The organism is Streptomyces dengpaensis, assembly GCF_002946835.1.
GTDB lineage: Bacteria > Actinomycetota > Actinomycetes > Streptomycetales > Streptomycetaceae > Streptomyces > Streptomyces dengpaensis.
Window position 1 is genome coordinate 5,782,361 of the sequence record NZ_CP026652.1, and the last position, 17,666, is coordinate 5,800,026.

11 protein-coding genes are annotated in these 17,666 nt (G+C 70.6%); all 11 read left to right on the top strand.

The window, feature by feature from the left end:
* Nucleotides 1–195 precede the first annotated feature (195 nt).
* The 11 genes from C4B68_RS26800 to C4B68_RS26850 all read left to right on the top strand — a co-directional run bounded on the left by C4B68_RS26800 (nucleotide 196) and on the right by C4B68_RS26850 (nucleotide 17,633).
* Nucleotides 196–4,332, top strand: a complete 4,137-nt coding sequence (locus tag C4B68_RS26800) for an Rne/Rng family ribonuclease (protein WP_099499256.1) — start codon at nucleotides 196–198, stop codon at nucleotides 4,330–4,332.
* Nucleotides 4,333–4,600: 268 nt separating this feature from the next.
* Nucleotides 4,601–4,921: a 50S ribosomal protein L21 gene (gene rplU / locus C4B68_RS26805; RefSeq protein WP_028802589.1), complete on the top strand. Its 321-nt coding sequence runs from the start codon at nucleotides 4,601–4,603 to the stop codon at nucleotides 4,919–4,921.
* 14 nt (nucleotides 4,922–4,935) lie between these two features.
* On the top strand, nucleotides 4,936–5,190 hold the full coding sequence (gene rpmA, locus C4B68_RS26810) for a 50S ribosomal protein L27 (RefSeq protein ID WP_099499255.1): 255 nt from the start codon (nucleotides 4,936–4,938) through the stop codon (nucleotides 5,188–5,190).
* A gap of 123 nt (nucleotides 5,191–5,313) precedes the next feature.
* On the top strand, nucleotides 5,314–6,750 hold the full coding sequence (gene obgE, locus C4B68_RS26815) for a GTPase ObgE (protein WP_099499254.1): 1,437 nt from the start codon (nucleotides 5,314–5,316) through the stop codon (nucleotides 6,748–6,750).
* A 248-nt stretch (nucleotides 6,751–6,998) separates the two neighbouring features.
* Nucleotides 6,999–8,549 carry an alkaline phosphatase D family protein gene (locus C4B68_RS26820; protein WP_099499253.1) on the top strand — a complete coding sequence of 517 codons (1,551 nt, stop codon included), beginning with the start codon at nucleotides 6,999–7,001 and terminating at the stop codon, nucleotides 8,547–8,549.
* Nucleotides 8,550–8,866: 317 nt separating this feature from the next.
* Nucleotides 8,867–10,366 (top strand): bifunctional cytidylyltransferase/SDR family oxidoreductase, encoded by a 1,500-nt coding sequence (locus C4B68_RS26825; RefSeq protein WP_099499252.1) that lies wholly within the window; start codon nucleotides 8,867–8,869, stop codon nucleotides 10,364–10,366.
* A 144-nt stretch (nucleotides 10,367–10,510) separates the two neighbouring features.
* Nucleotides 10,511–12,631 carry a hypothetical protein gene (locus tag C4B68_RS26830; RefSeq protein ID WP_240634485.1) on the top strand — a complete coding sequence of 707 codons (2,121 nt, stop codon included), beginning with the start codon at nucleotides 10,511–10,513 and terminating at the stop codon, nucleotides 12,629–12,631.
* A gap of 256 nt (nucleotides 12,632–12,887) precedes the next feature.
* A complete protein-coding gene (locus C4B68_RS26835; protein ID WP_099499512.1) occupies nucleotides 12,888–14,030 on the top strand; it encodes a glycosyltransferase family 2 protein in 1,143 nt (380 codons plus the stop codon).
* Between the two features lie 243 nt (nucleotides 14,031–14,273).
* Nucleotides 14,274–15,380: a glutamate 5-kinase gene (gene proB, locus C4B68_RS26840; protein ID WP_099499511.1), complete on the top strand. Its 1,107-nt coding sequence runs from the start codon at nucleotides 14,274–14,276 to the stop codon at nucleotides 15,378–15,380.
* A gap of 401 nt (nucleotides 15,381–15,781) precedes the next feature.
* Complete coding sequence (locus C4B68_RS26845; protein WP_180289161.1) at nucleotides 15,782–16,285, top strand: hypothetical protein; 504 nt, start codon at nucleotides 15,782–15,784, stop codon at nucleotides 16,283–16,285.
* A gap of 61 nt (nucleotides 16,286–16,346) precedes the next feature.
* Nucleotides 16,347–17,633: a glutamate-5-semialdehyde dehydrogenase gene (locus C4B68_RS26850; RefSeq protein WP_099499249.1), complete on the top strand. Its 1,287-nt coding sequence runs from the start codon at nucleotides 16,347–16,349 to the stop codon at nucleotides 17,631–17,633.
* Nucleotides 17,634–17,666: the final 33 nt, after the last annotated feature.

Consider the following 17,666-nt stretch of genomic DNA (forward strand, 5'->3'; position numbering starts at 1 on the left):
GCAGCGCACCGACCACAAGACTTTCGCCAGGCCGTACGCACACATGGTGTACGGAACCGGCGAGACAGGACACAGAGAGTTCCCGTGCGGCGCCCGCGCCCCGGACGGCGGCATCGCGCATCGCGCAGCCGCGGACGTCACCGGCACTGCCGGACCAGGCGCGGCGCCCGGGAGCCTGACGGGAGATCCACCCGCATGCTCGAGCCGACCGAACCCACTGAGGGTTCCGAGAACAACAACACTCCCAGCGACACCCTGCCGCCGCGGCGCCGCCGTCGTGCGGCGTCGCGCCCGGCCGGTCCGCCGGCCGCCGCCTCTGAGGCCGCGGCCGAGACGACCGCGCCGGCCATACCGGCTGTGGCGTCCGCCGACCTCGTGCAGGAGATGCCCTCCGAAGAGGTTGCTGAGGCCGCCGAGGCCGTAGAGACCACTGAAGCAACTGAAGTAACTGAAGCAGCCGAGACCGCTGCTGTCGTCGAGACGCCGGAGGCCGTGGCCGAGGAGGCCGCTCCCGTCGCCCGTACGCGTCGTCGTGCCACGCGTCGCGTGTCCGCGCCCGCCGGTGCGCCCGTGACGGCCGAGGCGGCCGAGGCGGCGGAGACGGTGGTGCCCGCGGCTCCGGCCGCTGCCGCCGCCGAGGTCGAGGAGACCCCTGCCGAGGCCCCCGCCGAGGCCCCTGCCGAGGCCCCCGCCGAGGCCCCTGCCGAGGCCCCTGCCGAAGCACCCGCCGCCGTAGAGGAGGCCGCTCCCGTCGCTCGTACGCGTCGTCGTGCGACGCGCCGCGTCTCCGCGCCGACCGGTGCGCCGAAGGCGGCTGAGGCGGTCGAGACGGTCGAGGAGCCGGTGAGCGTCGAGGCGTCCGCCGAGGCCGAAGTGCCCGCCGCGGACGAGGAGCCCGCCGCCGTAGAGGAGGCCGCTCCCCGCCGTGCCACCCGCCGGCGCGCCACCCGGCGCGTGTCCGCGCCCGCCGGTGCACCCGAAAGCGCCGCAGCCGACGAGCGTGTGGAGGCGCCCGTGACCGCCGACGAGACCCCCACCGAGGAGCCCGAGGCCGCGCAGGCCGAGGAGGGCGCCCAGCGTCGTACCCGCCGCCGTGCCACCCGCAAGGCCGCCGTTGGCTTCTCCGCGCCCGCGCCGAAGAAGGCGGAGACGGACGAATCCGCGCAGCGGCCCGCGCGTCCGGCTGCCGCCGTGTTCCAGGCGCCGGTGTTCACCGAGCCGATGTTCCAGACGCCCGAGCGGGCCGCCGCCGCGGCTGCCGCCGAGGCGGCGGAGGAGGCCGCGGAGACCGCCGAGGTCGTCGAGGCCCCCGAGCCGGCCGAGGCCGTCGAGGAGCTGACCGGCGGTCGCCGCCGTCGTCGTCGCCGTGCCGCCGAGGAGGAGCCCGCGGCCGTGACCGCGGAGACCCCCGAGGAGCCCGAGGAGCCCGAGGAGCCCGAGGAGGCTGAGGAGTCCGAGGAGCCGGCCGAGTACGCCGCCGAGGGTGAAGAGGGCGAGGAGGAGTCCGCGGGCTCCCGTCGCCGTCGCCGTCGCGGTGGCCGTCGTCGTCGCCGTGGCGAGTCCGCCGAGGCGGAGAGCGAGGCTGGCGAGGACGAGTTCGCCGCCGAGCAGGCCGAGCAGGCCACGCAGGACGCCGAGGACACCGCCGAGCAGATCGAGGAAGACGCCGAGGAGGCGGAGGAGCACGAGCGCGAGGAGACCGGCGGTACGGGCTCCAGCAGCCGTCGCCGTCGTCGCCGCCGTCGTCGCGCCGGTGACACCGGCACCGACACCGAGCCCGCCGAGACCGACCCCGAGCGCACCGTCGTCAAGGTCCGCGAGCCCCGCAAGAAGGACGAGCACCCGTCCGACGAGGTGCAGTCCATCAAGGGCTCCACGCGCCTGGAGGCGAAGAAGCAGCGTCGTCGTGAAGGTCGCGAGCAGGGGCGCCGGCGCGTTCCGATCATCACCGAGGCCGAGTTCCTGGCCCGCCGTGAGGCCGTCGAGCGCGTGATGGTCGTCCGCCAGAGCGGCGAGCGCACCCAGATCGGCGTCCTCGAGGACAACGTGCTCGTCGAGCACTACGTCAACAAGGAGCAGGCGACCTCGTACGTCGGCAATGTGTATCTCGGCAAGGTGCAGAACGTCCTGCCCTCGATGGAGGCCGCCTTCATCGACATCGGCAAGGGCCGCAACGCCGTGCTGTACGCCGGTGAGGTCAACTTCGAGGCGCTGGGCATGGCCAACGGGCCGCGCCGTATCGAGAGCGCGCTGAAGTCCGGCCAGTCGGTCCTCGTGCAGGTCACCAAGGACCCGATCGGCCACAAGGGCGCCCGCCTCACCAGCCAGGTCTCCCTGCCCGGCCGTTACCTGGTCTACGTGCCCGAGGGCTCGATGACCGGCATCAGCCGCAAGCTGCCCGACACCGAGCGCGCGCGGCTGAAGACCATCCTCAAGAAGATCGTCCCCGAGGACGCGGGCGTCATCGTGCGCACCGCCGCCGAGGGCGCGAGCGAGGACGAGCTGCGCCGCGATGTCGAGCGACTGCAGTCGCAGTGGGAGGACATCGAGAAGAAGTCGAAGAACGGCGGCAGCTCGAATGCGCCGTCGCTGCTGTACGGCGAGCCGGACATGACCGTCCGTGTCGTCCGCGACATCTTCAACGAGGACTTCTCCAAGGTCATCGTCAGCGGTGACGAGGCGTGGGACACCATCCACGGGTACGTCTCGCACGTCGCGCCCGACCTGACCGACCGCCTGTCGAGGTGGACCTCGGAGGTCGACGTCTTCGCGACGTACCGGATCGACGAGCAGCTGATGAAGGCGCTGGACCGCAAGGTCTGGCTGCCCAGCGGTGGTTCGCTGGTGATCGACAAGACCGAGGCGATGGTCGTGGTCGACGTCAACACCGGCAAGTTCACCGGTCAGGGCGGCAACCTCGAAGAGACCGTCACCAGGAACAACTTGGAGGCGGCCGAGGAGATCGTGCGCCAGCTGCGGCTGCGTGACCTGGGCGGCATCGTCGTCATCGACTTCATCGACATGGTCCTGGAGTCCAACCGGGACCTGGTGCTGCGGCGCCTCCTGGAGTGCCTGGGACGCGACCGTACGAAGCACCAGGTGGCCGAGGTGACCTCGCTGGGCCTGGTGCAGATGACGCGGAAGCGCGTCGGACAGGGCCTCCTGGAGTCCTTCTCCGAGAACTGCGTCCACTGCAACGGCCGCGGTGTCATCGTGCACATGGAGCAGCCGACCTCCGTCGGTGGCGGCGGCAAGCGCAAGAAGCGCGGTCGTGGCGCCGAGCAGGTGCCCGAGCACGAGGCCGTGGCCGCGGAGGCCCCGGAGGCCGTCGAGGTGGAGACCGAGGCCGAGGTGGCCGCCGAGGTCGCCGCGCCCGTGGCGCTGGCCGCACCGCCCGCGGAGGAGCCGCTCATGGGCGCTTTCGTGCCGGACGAGGAGCTGTACAGCAGCGCCGCCGAGGCGGAGGCCGCAGCCACCCGTGGCCGTTCGCGGCGCCGGGCGACCCGGCGCGTGTCCGCTCCGGCGGGTGCGCCGAAGGCCGAGGGGCGTCCGCCGAGGCGGGAGGAGCGCGCCGAGCGGGCCCCCAAGTCGCGTGAGGCCGCCGAGGCCGAGCCGGTCGCGGTCGAGGACCCGGTCGTGGAGACGCCCGAGGCCACCGCGGTTGCCGAGGCCCCTGCGGTCGCTGAGGCCCCCGTTGCGGAAGCTCCCGTGCAGGAAGCTCCCGTACAGGAGGAGGCCGCTCCCAAGGGCCGTACGCGTCGTCGTGCGACCCGGAAGGTGTCGGCCCCGGCCGGTTCGCCGAAGGTGGCGGAAGAGGCCGCTGTGACGGTCACGGAGCCGGTCGCGGCGCCCGCGCCGGAGGCCGTCGAGCCGGCGCCCGAGCCGGTGGCCGAGCCCGTGGCCGAGCCGGTGGCCGAGCCCGCCGCGGAGGCGCTGGCCGAGAGTGCCGCGCCGGCCCGTCCGCGCCGCCGTGCCGTCCGCAAGGCGACCGCGCCGACCGCGCCCGCGGAGGCGGCCGTCGTGGTCGTACCGTCGGCCTCGGCGCCCGCGGAGGCGGAGGCGGAGGCGGCTGAGGCTGCCGAGGCCGAGGCTCCGGCCGCCGCCGCGGCCAAGAAGACGGCCGCGCGCAAGACGGCCAAGAAGGCGACGGCGAAGAAGGCCGCCACCAAGAAGGCCGCCACCAAGAAGACCGCTGCCAAGAAGGCCACGGCCAAGAAGGCGACCGCGAAGAAGGCGGCCACCAAGGCGACGGCCGCCAAGGCGACCGCGAAGAAGACCGCGGCGGCGGAGGAGACACTGTCCTCCGTCACGGCTTCGGCCGGCGAGAGCTGAGCCCCGGCCCGACGCCTGGGTCCCGCGCGTCAGCGGGGCCCAGGCGTCGGCGTGACCGGTGGCACACCCACGGGGCCGGGCCTGGTTTGACCCCTTCGGCTGTGGCCCCGTAACCTTGACCGTCGGCGTGTTCACTGACGCGCCGCATCCCCGTAAACCTCTTCCTCCCGGCGTCATGCGTGTCGTGCGCTTCGGGAGAGGCCGCTCGCGAAGTACATCGCGTACGGCTGGACTGCGGGGTCCCGTTCCGAGCGAGAGAGAGATCCGCGTGTACGCCATCGTGCGCAGCGGTGGTCGGCAGCACAAGGTTGCTGTCGGCGACATCGTTGAGGTTGACAAGATTTCCACTGCCAAGGTTGGCGACACGGTCGAGCTCTCGACCCTGCTCGTTGTCGACGGCGACGCCGTGACCAGCGACCCGTGGGTCCTGGCCGGCATCAAGGTCCAGGCCGAGGTCGTGGACCACCACAAGGGCGCGAAGATCGACATCCTTCGCTACAAGAACAAGACCGGCTACCGCCGTCGTCAGGGCCACCGCCAGCAGTACACGGCGATCAAGGTCACTGAGATCCCCGCGGCTGCGAAGTAAGGGACTGAGGAGAGATGGCACACAAGAAGGGCGCATCGTCCACTCGGAACGGTCGCGACTCCAATGCTCAGCGGCTCGGCGTGAAGCGCTTCGGCGGTCAGGTCGTCAACGCCGGTGAGATCCTGGTCCGCCAGCGTGGCACCCACTTCCACCCCGGCACCGGTGTCGGCCGTGGCAAGGACGACACGCTGTTCGCGCTGGACGCCGGTGCGGTGGAGTTCGGTACCCGCCGTGGCCGCAAGGTCGTGAACATCGTTCCGGTCGCCTGATCACTCGGGCTCACCTGAACAGAGTTCTTCGCGAGGCGGACCTCCCTTCCCCGTTGGGGAAGTGGGTCCGCCTTTCGCGTGTTATGCAGAAGACATTCCTGTACGTTTCTGGAGGCATTGACCATGACCACCTTCGTGGACCGCGTCGAACTGCACGTCGCCGCGGGTAACGGAGGCCACGGCTGTGCCTCCGTACACCGGGAGAAGTTCAAGCCGCTGGGCGGCCCGGACGGCGGCAACGGCGGCCGTGGCGGTGACGTGATCCTGACGGTCGACCAGTCGGTGACCACGCTGCTCGACTACCACCACTCCCCGCATCGCAAGGCCACCAACGGCAAGCCGGGCGAGGGCGGCAACCGCTCCGGCAAGGACGGCCAAGACCTGATCCTGCCGGTGCCGGACGGCACGGTCGTCCTGGACAAGGCGGGCAATGTCCTCGCGGACCTCGTCGGGCACGGCACGGCGTACGTCGCCGCACAGGGCGGCCGCGGCGGCCTCGGCAACGCGGCGCTGGCCTCGGCCCGCCGCAAGGCGCCCGGCTTCGCGCTGCTCGGTGTTCCCGGGGACCTGCAGGACATCGTCCTGGAGCTGAAGACGGTCGCGGACGTGGCCCTCGTCGGCTACCCGAGCGCGGGCAAGTCGTCGCTCATCTCGGTCCTGTCGGCCGCCAAGCCGAAGATCGCGGACTACCCCTTCACGACCCTCGTCCCCAACCTCGGTGTGGTGACGGCCGGTGAGACCGTCTACACGATCGCCGACGTGCCGGGCCTCATCCCGGGCGCCAGCCAGGGCAAGGGACTCGGCCTCGAGTTCCTGCGCCATGTGGAGCGCTGCAGCGTGCTCGTGCATGTTCTGGACACGGCGACGCTCGAGTCCGAGCGTGATCCCGTCTCCGACCTCGACATCATCGAGGAGGAGCTGAAGCAGTACGGCGGCCTCGGCGACCGGCCGCGCATCGTCGTCCTCAACAAGATCGACGTGCCGGACGGCAAGGACCTGGCCGAGATGGTCCGCCCGGACCTGGAGGCGCGCGGCTACCGCGTCTTCGAGGTGTCCGCGGTCGCGCACATGGGCCTCAAGGAGCTGTCCTTCGCTCTCGCCGACCTTGTCGGGCAGGCGCGGGCTTCCAAGCCCAAGGAGGAGGCGACCCGGATCGTCATCCGCCCGAAGGCGGTCGACGACGCCGGTTTCACCGTGGTCCAGGAGGAGGACGGCCTCTTCCGCGTGCGCGGCGAGAAGCCCGAACGCTGGGTCCGCCAGACCGACTTCAGCAACGACGAGGCCGTCGGGTATCTCGCCGACCGCCTCAACCGCCTCGGTGTCGAGGAAGAGCTGCTGAAGGCGGGCGCGCGCTCGGGCGACGGCGTTGCCATCGGTCCCGAGGAGAACGCGGTCGTCTTCGACTGGGAGCCGACGGTGATGGCCGGTGCGGAGATGCTCGGCCGGCGTGGCGAGGACCACCGGTTCGAGGCGCCGCGGCCTGCCGTCCAGCGTCGCCGTGACCGGCAGGCGGAGCTGGACGAGGTGGAGAAGGCGTACGACGACTTCGAGCCGTTCTAGGGTTTCGCCAGCGCAAGTTCCCTTCCCCTGAGGGCTGCCGCCCCCAGACCCCCGCTTGTCGCGCCAACGCGCTTGTTCTCAGACGCCGGACGGGCTGATTCCAGCCCGTCCGGCGTCCCTTGTTGCCCTGAGTCGTTCGATGCTCGTGCATTTGTCATGCCTGCGATGTGTTCCGTTCAGCGAGCGGGCCGTCGCGCCGTGTGAGCTTCCCGGTGTCCAAGGGGCCACCGACGCAAGGGAGTTCGCCGATGCCCGGAGCAGTCTCACGCGATCGACGCCGCTTTCTCACCGCGGGGGCCGCCGTGCTCGGCGCTGCCGCCTCCGCCCAGCTGTGGCTTCCCACCTCCGCGCGCGCGGCCGAAACGCCGCTGCCCGACGGTGTGTTCACCCTCGGCGTCGCCTCCGGCGACCCGCTGCCCGACGGCGTCGTGCTGTGGACCAGGCTCGCTCCCGACCCGCTGAACGGCGGCGGCATGCCCGACCGCACGGTGTCGGTGCAGTGGGAGATCGCCGAGGACGGCCGCTTCAGGAAGCCGGTGCGCCGCGGCACCGCCCAGGCGCGTCCCGAGTACGGGCACAGCGTGCACGTCGATGTCCGCGGGCTGCGCCCCGGCCGCGTGTACTGGTACCGCTTCCGCGCCGAGGGACAGCTCTCGCCCACCGGCCGCACCCGCACCGCACCGCATCCGAGCAGCTCGGGCGGCTCGCTGCGGGTTGCCCTGGCCTCCTGCCAGAACTGGCAGAACGGCTACTTCACGCCGTACGCCGACATGCTCGGCCAGGACCCTGACGTCGTGCTGTTCGTCGGCGACTACATCTACGAGTCCACGCCGTCGGCCACGGCCGTACGCCGGCACGAGGGCAGCGGCGAGCCGTACACCCTCGTCCAGTACCGCAACCGGCACGCGCAGTACCGCACCGATCCGCACCTCGCGGCGATGCACGCGAACGCCCCCTGGGTGGTCACCTTCGACGACCACGAGGTCGACAACGACTTCGCCGGGGAGATACCGCAGGACCCCGCCAAGCAGACGCACGAGGCGTTCGTCGCCCGGCTGACCGCCGCCTATCAGGCGTACTACGAGCACATGCCGGTCCGCGCCACCTCGATCCCGAACGGGCCGCACATCCAGATGTACCGGCGGCTCGACTTCGGGCGCCTGGCCCGCCTCAACGTGCTGGACACCCGGCAGTTCCGCAGCGACCAGGCGACCAGCCAGGAGGGCGCCAAGGACCCCTCGCTCACCATGCTCGGCGCCGGGCAGAAGGAGTGGCTGCTCCACGGTCTGCACCACTCGCCGACCCGGTGGAACCTGATCGCCTCGCAGATCATGATGGCCGAGACCGACCTCCAGGTCGGCGAGGGCAAGCTCTGGTACTACGACGCCTGGGACGGCTACCAGGCCGAACGCAACGCCCTCATGGGGGAGTTCGCGAACGTCCGCAACCCTGTGGTCATGACCGGCGACCGCCACCTCACGATGATCAGCGACCTCAAGAAGGACTTCGCCGACCCGGACTCCGACGTCGTGGGCGCCGAGTTCGTCGGCACCTCCATCTCCAGCGGTGGCGACCAGGACCAGGCCGCCTTCCACGCGCAATGGGACCCGCGGATGCCGGACAACCCGCACTGGAAGTTCATCGACGCCCACCGCGGCTACCACCTCTTCGACATCCGCCGCGACGGCATCGACGCCCAGGTGCGGGTTCCGGAGACGGTGCTCAAGCCGGAGGCCGCCTCCAGCACGCTGGCCCGGCTGCGGGTCGAGGCGGGGAAGCCGGGCGTACGGCTCGTGTGACGTACTGACCGCACTGACACACCGCGGTACTGCCGTACTCGACAGTGATGCCCTGGGACTCACGTGAGTCCCAGGGCATCACGTGCTTACAGCGGGTGTGAGCTCGTGACGTGATGTTCTGTGAAGAACCCACGGAAATCGTGTGCAGTTACTCACAGGAAATCCGGACAATCCGGTCCCTGCTCATGGAAGGCGCCTGCGCACAAGGTGAATAACCGGTTGCGCGCACATATGCAGCAGTGGTCGCTCACCTTGCATGGCAGTAACCGTAAGTGGGAACATTCCCAAGTTCCCTGTCGCCCCAAGGTAGGTCACCTGTGTCTGAGCACATTGCCAAGCCCCGTACCACCGCAGTGATCCTGGCTGGTGGGACCGGTCAGCGCGTGGGTCTGTCGATTCCGAAGCAGCTGCTGAAGATCGCCGGCAAGGCGGTCATCGAGCACACGCTGAACACCTTCGAACAGGCCGACTCGATCGACGACATCATCGTGCTGATGGCCCCGGGCTATGTGCCGGACATCGAGAAGATCGTCGCGAAGGCGGGCTTCACCAAGGTAACCCGCGTCATCGAGGGCGGCACGACGCGGAACGAGACCACCGAGCGCGCGATCGCCGCGCTGGGCGAGGGGCTGGCCGAGGGCGAGGACCGCAACGTCCTGTTCCACGACGCCGTGCGTCCGCTGCTGTCCGAGCGCGTCATAGACGACTGCGTGACCGCGCTCGAGCGTTACCAGGCCGTCGACGTCGCCATCCCGTCCGCGGACACGATCATCGTGACCCGCACCCACGGCGAGGACGGCGAGTTCATCACCGAGATCCCGGACCGCTCCCGGCTGCGCCGCGGCCAGACGCCCCAGGCGTTCAAGCTGTCCACGATCCGGCGCGCCTACGAGGTCGCGGCCGGCGACCCCAACTTCCAGGCCACCGACGACTGTTCCGTCGTACTCAAGTACCTGCCGGACGTGCCGATCCACGTCGTCGCGGGCGACGAGTACAACATGAAGGTCACGCAGCCCGTCGACGTCTTCATCGCCGACAAGCTCTTCCAGCTCGCCTCCACCGCCGCGCCCGAGCAGGCCGGCGAGGAGGCCTACCGCCAGCTGCTCACCGGCAAGACCGTGGTGGTCTTCGGCGGGTCGTACGGCATCGGCAGGGACATCGCCGAACTCGCCGAGGGCTACGGCGCCAACGTCTACGCCCTGGGCCGCTCGACCACCGGCACGCACGTCGAGAACCCGGAGGAGGTCGACGACGCGCTGTCCACGGCGTACGCCGAGACCGGGCGCATCGACTACGTCATCAACACCGCGGGCGTGCTGCGCATCGGCAAGCTCGCGGAGACGGACAACGCGACCATCGAGGAAGCGCTGAAGGTCAACTACCTGGCCCCGGTGCAGATCGCCCGCTCCTCCTACAAGTACCTGGCCGAGACCAAGGGCCAGCTGCTGCTCTACACCTCCAGCAGCTACACCCGCGGCCGCGCCGAGTACAGCCTCTACTCCTCGACCAAGGCCGCCATGGTGAACCTCACCCAGGCGCTGTCCGACGAGTGGGCCGGCGACGGTATCCGCGTCAACTGCATCAACCCCGAGCGCACCGCGACCCCGATGCGGACCAAGGCGTTCGGCCAGGAGCCCGCGGGCTCGCTGCTGTCCTCGGAGGCCGTGGCGCGCACCTCGCTCGACGTCCTCGTCTCCGAGCTGACCGGCCACGTCATCGACGTCCGCCAGCAGGACCCGACGGCGGGCGCGGGCCGGGCCTCCGGATTCGAGGCGGCCCTGGCCAGTGTCCTGGACCGCCAGGACGGCGTGGCATAATTCAATAATCTTTCCGAATTCAGGCCTCTGTTGGTGTGCGTTTGCTGCACATTCACAGAGGCCTGAATCCGTAAAGTCGCTTTTTCACTTTTGATTCACTTTTAGTACCAAACCGGCACTCACCCCTCAAGAGCAGGTTTCTCCGTGATTTCCACCGCTATTCGCGTTGCCCGGGTGGGCAGCGCGGCCGAGCTGGCCGCGGCGGCCCTCATGATGCTGGGCTACCCCTGCCTGATGCTGGCCGCGCTCCTGCCGAGCGTCCCCGCCTTCGCGGCCGCGGCCGCCGTGACGTATCTGGCGGACCGCTATCTGCACCGACGCGGCAGCTATCTGATCAACCGCCTCAGCAAGGTGCGCGCCGGTCTGTCCATCAGGTTCCTGATCCGGCAGCTGCTGCTCGTCCTGCTTCTGGCGCGCCTCGGCCTGTCCGACAGCCTGGTCTTCTACGCGGCCATCGCGTGCTTCCTGGCCTTCTACGGTTTCCAGGCCCCGCACGGCGCGCTGATCACGCTGATCCGGCTCCGCCGCAAGATGCCCGTCGCCACCCGCAACGTCGACCTGGGCTCGCGCATACGCATCCCCGGCGCGCCCCCGCGCCGCCTGCTGCACCGGTCCGCCGAGAAGATGCTCCACCTCGACCTGGCCGCGGTCGTCGGCGTCCTGGTCACCGCGGCGACCGACAACAACGTCTACGGCTTCGTGGGCATCGGCCTGACGCTGCTGCTGAGCTTCGGCTACGTCGCCGCGCTCGTCCCGTTCGTCCGCGGCAGGCGCATCCCGCCGAAAGGCGAGACAGTCCTGGCGGCGGTCGACGACTGGCTGCGTGAGTACCGCCCGGAGACGGTGCTCTACTTCTCGGGCTCCAAGGACTCGGCGTACCAGGTCAACATGTGGCTGGAGACGATGGAGCAGCTGGACACCAAGCCGCTGATCATCCTCCGCGAGCGCGCCATCCTGGACCGTATGGCGCCCACCACCGTGCCGGTCATCTGCGTGCCCGGAGGGGTGCACCTGATGAACATGGACCTGTCCACGGTGCGGGTCGCGCTGTACGCGGCGAACGTCGGCAAGAACATCCACATGCTGCGCGTGCCGACCATCAAGCACGTCTTCATCGGCCACGGCGACAGCGACAAGCTCGCCAGCGTCAACCCGTTCAGCAAGGTGTACGACGAGGTGTGGACAGCGGGCCGTGCGGGCCGCGACCGCTACGCCATCGCCGACGTGGGCGTCCGCGACGACGACATCGTGGAGGTGGGCCGCCCGCAGCTGGCCCCGATCCAGTCCTGGCAGGGCGTGCCGGACGGCCCCCGCGGCGGAGCCGCTGATGGACGCTGCCCCACGGTCCTGTACGCCCCCACGTGGGAGGGCTGGGACGACAACCCCGGCAACACCTCCATTCTGCTCGCCGGCGAGAACATCGTGCGGCGGCTGCTCGCCGCCGACCAGCCGGTCCGCGTCCTCTACAAGCCGCACCCCTTCACCGGCACCCGCAGCGCGCAGGCCAAGGCCGCGCACCAGCGGATCACCGCGCTGGTCGAGGAGGCGGCCGCCGAGCGCGCCGCCGACCCGCGCTTCGCCGCCGACGCCGCGGCGCAGAGCGCGGCCAAGGCCGACATGGCCCGCATCCAGGACCGTATCGCCGAGCTGACCGGTGCCGCCGCGAAGGGCGACGAGGCGGAGGCCACCCGTGACGGCATGGTCGACGCGGCCAGGCACGCGGAGGTAGCCCGGCTACGCGCCGAGTGGAACGACGCGTACTGGCGTTCCTTCGGCACCGCGGAGCACCGTGTCATCGAGGGCGCCGAGCCGCGCCTGTACGACTGCTTCAACGTCTCCGACGCGATGGTCTCGGACATCTCCAGCGTGGTCTCCGACTTCATCGCGAGCGGCAAGCCGTACGCGGTCACGGACTCCGCGGAGCTCGGCGACGAGGAGTTCAAGCGGCAGAACACCGCGGTGCGCGCCGCCGTGATCCTGTCCAACTCGGCCGACGAACTGGGCGAGTTGCTGGCCGCGGTGACCGACCGGGCCGCCGACGCGCAGGCCGCCGACCGCCAGGAGCTGAAGCGGTATCTGCTCGGCCCCGACGAGCCGGCTTCGATCGACCAGTTCAACTCCGCGGTGCGGGCGCTGGCGCAGAAGGCCGAGAGGCGCAACCTCGGCCAGGAGACCAGCGGTTCGGCCGCGGCTGTGGACCTGGCGGGCGCGGTGCCCGGCCAGCGGGTGACCGGCGAGACGGACGGTGCTGCCGTCACGGGGTGACCCGCTGACCGATGACGTACAGGGCCCGGCCCCGAGGAATTCCCCTCGGGGCCGGGCCCTTTTCCGCTCCGAGACGTTCTGCTTTGTGACCTGGGTCACGAACTGAGTGGCGTTAAGCAACCAGTCCCTACGTCCAGTTGTCTTGCAGGTAGCGATTGAGGCGACAAAGGGGAAATGTTGTGGGGACACTTCCCGCGACGAGGGGGGAACCGTGCCGCAGCCTGATGTGAGCGTCGTCATCGGGGCGTACGAAGCGATGCCGTACTTGGTCAAGTGCCTGGATTCCGTGGAGAACCAGACGCTCGACCCCGCACGGATCGAGGTGATCGCCGTCGACGACGGGTCGACGGACGGCACGGGGGAGTACCTGGAGGAGTTCGCGGAGCGGGCGGCCATGACCGTCACGGTGATCAGGCAGCCGAACTCGGGCGGCCCCAGCGGCCCGCGCAACGTCGGCCTCGGCAAGGCACGCGGACGTTACGTCTTCTTCCTCGACGCCGACGACTACTTCGGCCCCGAGGCCCTGGAGCGCATGGTCGCCGTCGCCGACGAGCAGGGCACGGACGTGGTGCTCGGCAAGATCGTCGGGGTCAACAGGGGCGCCCCGAAGTCGATGTGGGGCAAGGACCAGCCCCGTACGGACGTCTTCTCCTCGAACATCAAGTTCACGCTCAGCGCGCAGAAGTTCTTCCGGCGCGAGCTGCTCACGCGGCACGGCATGCGCTTCGACGAGTCGTTGAAGACCGGCGAGGACGCGCTGTTCACGATGGAGGCCTACCTGCGCGCCGACGGCGTCTCCGTGATCGCCGACTACGCGTGCTACTACCTGGTCGGCCGCGACGACGGCAAGCACGCGACCAAGAGCGGGAGTTACACCCTGCGCTTCGACTCGGCCCGCGCGCTGATGGGCCTGATCGCCGAGCACGTACCCGCCGGGGCGCGCCGTGACGCCCTGATGGTCCGTCCCTTACTTATCACCCTGCTCCCGCAGTTCGGCCCCGGCTTCCTCAAGCAGAATGAGAAGGTACGGTGGCACAAACTCGACCTGGCCAGGCCCCTGATGGACGCGTACTGGCACGACGGCGTCGCCTCCCGCCTCAAGGTCCACGAACGCCTGCGCCTCCACCTCGTGGCCCAGGGCCGGGGTGATCTCCTCGTCGACGTACTGGAGTTCATCAAGGCGAAGAAGACCCCCGAGGTCCTCCTGGAGTCCCGCGGCCGCAAGGCCTACCTCGCCTACCCCCACTTCCGTGACCCGGCCGCGGGCATCCCGGACAGCTGCTACGTCCCGACGTCCCGCGAGACGGCCACCATCGAGGGCTTCAAGCCCCGCACCAACCACTTCCCGCGGCTGCGACGGGTGGCCCGGCGGGTCCTGGGAGCGCGGCGCGCGGGGTGACCCGGCGGCCCGCGTCCCGTCCGCGTCCCGTCCGCGCCTCATCCGCGTCCCGTCCGCGCCTCGTCGGCGTCCCGTCCGCGCGACGTCCGTGTCCCGTCCGCGCGACGTCCGCGTGCTGGACGGACGGGCTTCGGCCCACCCTCTTCGCGTAGATTGCGGGGCGGGGCACCCGGACCGACGCGAGGGGACACACAGCAGGTGGCAGGGGCAAGGCAGACCGTGACGCAGGTCCACAGGATGGCCGTGGCGCAGGCCCACCGCATCGTCGTCAAGGTGGGGTCCTCGTCGCTGACCACTGCCTCGGGCGGCCTCGACGCGGACCGGGTCGACGCCCTTGTCGACGTCCTCGCCAAGGCGCGCAGCGGCGGCGAGAAGGAGATCGTCCTCGTCTCGTCCGGCGCCATCGCCGCCGGGCTCGCACCGCTGGGGCTGCGCCGCCGGCCCAAGGACCTCGCCCGGCAGCAGGCCGCCGCCAGCGTCGGCCAGGGCCTCCTGGTGGCCCGCTACACGGCCTCCTGCGCCCGCCACGGCATCCGCGTCGGACAGGTACTCCTCACCTCCGACGACACCAGCCGCCGCGCCCACCACCGCAACGCCTCCCGCACCCTCGACAAGCTCCTCGCGATGGGCGCCCTGCCGGTCGTCAACGAGAACGACACCGTCGCCACGGACGAGATCCGCTTCGGCGACAACGACCGCCTCGCCGCCCTCGTCGCCCATCTCGTACGGGCCGATCTGCTCGTCCTGCTCTCCGACGTGGACGGCGTCTACGACGGAGACCCCAGCAAGCCCGGTACGTCGCGGATAGCGGAAGTACGCGTTCCCGAGGATCTCGCGCACGTCGACATCGGCAGCGCGGGCAAGGCGGGCGTCGGCACCGGCGGCATGGCCACCAAGGTCGAGGCGGCCCGTATCGCCGCCGCGGCCGGCATCCCGGTGGTGCTGACCAGCGCCATCCACGCCACCGACGCCCTCGCGGGCCGGGACACGGGCACATACTTCCACCCCACCGGCAAGCGGTCCGCCCACCGGCTGCTGTGGCTGCAGCACGCCTCCACCCCGCAGGGCGCGCTCACCCTGGACGACGGCGCCGTACGCGCGGTCGTCGAGCGGCGCAAGTCGCTGCTGCCGGCGGGCATCGCGGGCGTCGAGGGCGAGTTCACCGCGGGCGACCCGGTCGAGCTGCGCGACAGTACGGGCCGGGCGGTCGCGCGCGGCCTCGTGAACTTCGACGCCAAGGAGATCCCGCAGCTCATCGGCCGCTCGACCAGGGAACTGGCACGCGAACTGGGCCCCGCGTACGAGCGTGAAGTCGTCCACCGGGACGACCTCGTGCTCCTGCATCCGTGAGACGCCCGTGCGGTGATCCGTGAGACGCCCGTGCGGTGATCCGTGAGGCGGTGCGGTCGTACGTGAGGCGGTGCGGTCGAACGTGAGGCGGTGCGGTCGAACGTGAGGCGCCCCTGCGGTCGTACGTGAGGCGCCCCTGCGGTGTTCGGCAAGGCACCTCTGCGGCCGCCCGTGAGGCGCGCCCGTGCTCTCATCCGTAAGACACGCGTTCTGCGGCACCTGACGGGCATCCGTAAAACAGCTGTCCACTACACCCGTAAACGGCCGATTCCGCCGCCCCCGCCGGGGGACGTTCCGTGAAACCGCCACACGAAGGCGCCCCACCTGCTCAACTTTGTGGCAGGGAGACCCCGGTATTGGTATTCGGTACGAGGTACGAGCATCGCGTAAAGGAGGCCGTCGTGAGACGAGTGCGCCCTGGGGCGGCGGCGTCCCGCGGCGGTGTCTCTCCCTCGCTCGACTCCGCTCGAGCGGGGGGATCCCCATTGCGTGCGGCGGGCGAGGAGCGGGCCCTGATGAGCGTCGCGGCCGGTGACACGTACGAGGGCGAGGAGCCGGTCGTGCAGCCACGGCTGTGGCACGTCACGCTGAGCGTCTCGGGCGAGGAGGCCCCGCTGAAGGAGGTCAGGCGCGGTCTCGAACAGCTCGCCCACGACCACCCCTTTCTGCTGACCAGCCGGTACGCCAACGACCATGCCGAGATCCGCTACTGGGAAGAGGCCCGCGACCTGCACGACGCGGCCGCGGTCGCGCTGCGCCTGTGGGGCGAGCACCGGCAGACCGCCAAGCTCCCGCCCTGGGAGATCGTCGGCCTGGAGGTCATCGACCGCGAGACGTACCACCAGCGGATAGCGGAGGGCTACGGTCCGCTGCCGGCGACGCCTGTCGGAGTTCACCCCTTTTGAGGCCGTCTCGCGGTATGGGATTGCAGGTGGACCGGCCCGCCCGGCGCACTACCCTTCCCTCATGACCACGCTCTCGCCGTATGACTCGATGTCCCCGGTCACCCAGGCCGCCTACCGGGCGAAGGCCGCCGCCGACGACCTGGCGCCTCTGCCGCGGGCGGAGAAGGACGACGCCCTGCTCGCCATCGCGGACGCGCTGGAGGTCCGTACGAGCGAGATCGTCGAGGCCAACGCCAAGGACATCGCGCGCGCCCGCGAGGCCGGGACCAGCGAATCCGTCATCGACCGGCTCACGCTCACGCCCGAGCGCGTGCGCGCGATCGCCTCCGACGTCCGCGACGTCGTGGCGCTGCCCGACCCGGTCGGCGAGGTCGTCCGCGGCTCGACGCTCCCGAACGGCATCGACCTGCGCCAGGTCCGCGTCCCGCTCGGCGTCGTCGGGATCATCTACGAGGCCCGCCCGAACGTGACGGTCGACGCCGCGGCCCTGTGCCTGAAGTCCGGGAACGCGGTGCTGCTGCGCGGCTCGTCGTCCGCGTACGAGTCGAACACGGCCCTCGTACGGGTCCTGCGGGACGCCGTGGGCGGCGCCGGGCTGCCCGCCGACGCCATCCAGCTCGTGCCGGGAGAGGGCCGCGAGTCCGTCAGCGAGCTGATGCGCGCCCGCGGCCTCGTCGACGTCCTCATCCCGCGCGGCGGCGCCTCGCTGATCCGCGCGGTCGTCCAGGAGTCCACCGTTCCGGTCATCGAGACCGGCACCGGCAACTGCCACGTGTACGTCGACGCGCACGCCGACCTCGACATGGCGATCGACATCCTGATCAACTCCAAGGCCCAGCGCGTGAGCGTGTGCAACGCCGCCGAGACGCTCCTCGTGCACCAGGACATCGCCCCCGAGTTCCTGCCGCGCGCCCTGGACGCCCTCGCGGACGCCGGGGTCACCGTGCACGCCGACGAGCGCGTCCTCGCCTACGCCAAGGACTCCAAGGCCACCGTCGTCGAGGCCACCCCCGAGGACTGGGAGGAGGAGTACCTCTCGTACGACATCGCCGCCGCCGTCGTCGACTCGCTCGACAAGGCCGTGGAGCACATCCGGCTGTGGACCTCGGGCCACACCGAGGCCATCGTCACCACCTCGCAGCAGGCCGCCCGCCGCTTCACCCAGCTGGTCGACTCCACGACGGTCGCGGTCAACGCCTCGACCCGCTTCACCGACGGCGGCCAGTTCGGCTTCGGCGCCGAGATCGGCATCTCCACGCAGAAGCTGCACGCGCGGGGGCCGATGGGCCTGCCGGAGCTGACGAGCACGAAGTACATCGTCACGGGGGACGGGCACATCCGGCGCTGAGGCGTGCCGCCACGGGGTGGGCGGGCGATCGGG

Coding starts and splice junctions, on each gene's coding strand:
- C4B68_RS26800 (WP_099499256.1), top strand. CDS start 196: ATGCTCGAGCCGACCGAACCCACTGAGGGTTCCGAGAACAACAACACT.
- rpmA (WP_099499255.1), top strand. CDS start 4,936: ATGGCACACAAGAAGGGCGCATCGTCCACTCGGAACGGTCGCGACTCC.
- obgE (WP_099499254.1), top strand. CDS start 5,314: ATGACCACCTTCGTGGACCGCGTCGAACTGCACGTCGCCGCGGGTAAC.
- C4B68_RS26820 (WP_099499253.1), top strand. CDS start 6,999: ATGCCCGGAGCAGTCTCACGCGATCGACGCCGCTTTCTCACCGCGGGG.
- C4B68_RS26835 (WP_099499512.1), top strand. CDS start 12,888: ATGCCGTACTTGGTCAAGTGCCTGGATTCCGTGGAGAACCAGACGCTC.
- C4B68_RS26850 (WP_099499249.1), top strand. CDS start 16,347: ATGACCACGCTCTCGCCGTATGACTCGATGTCCCCGGTCACCCAGGCC.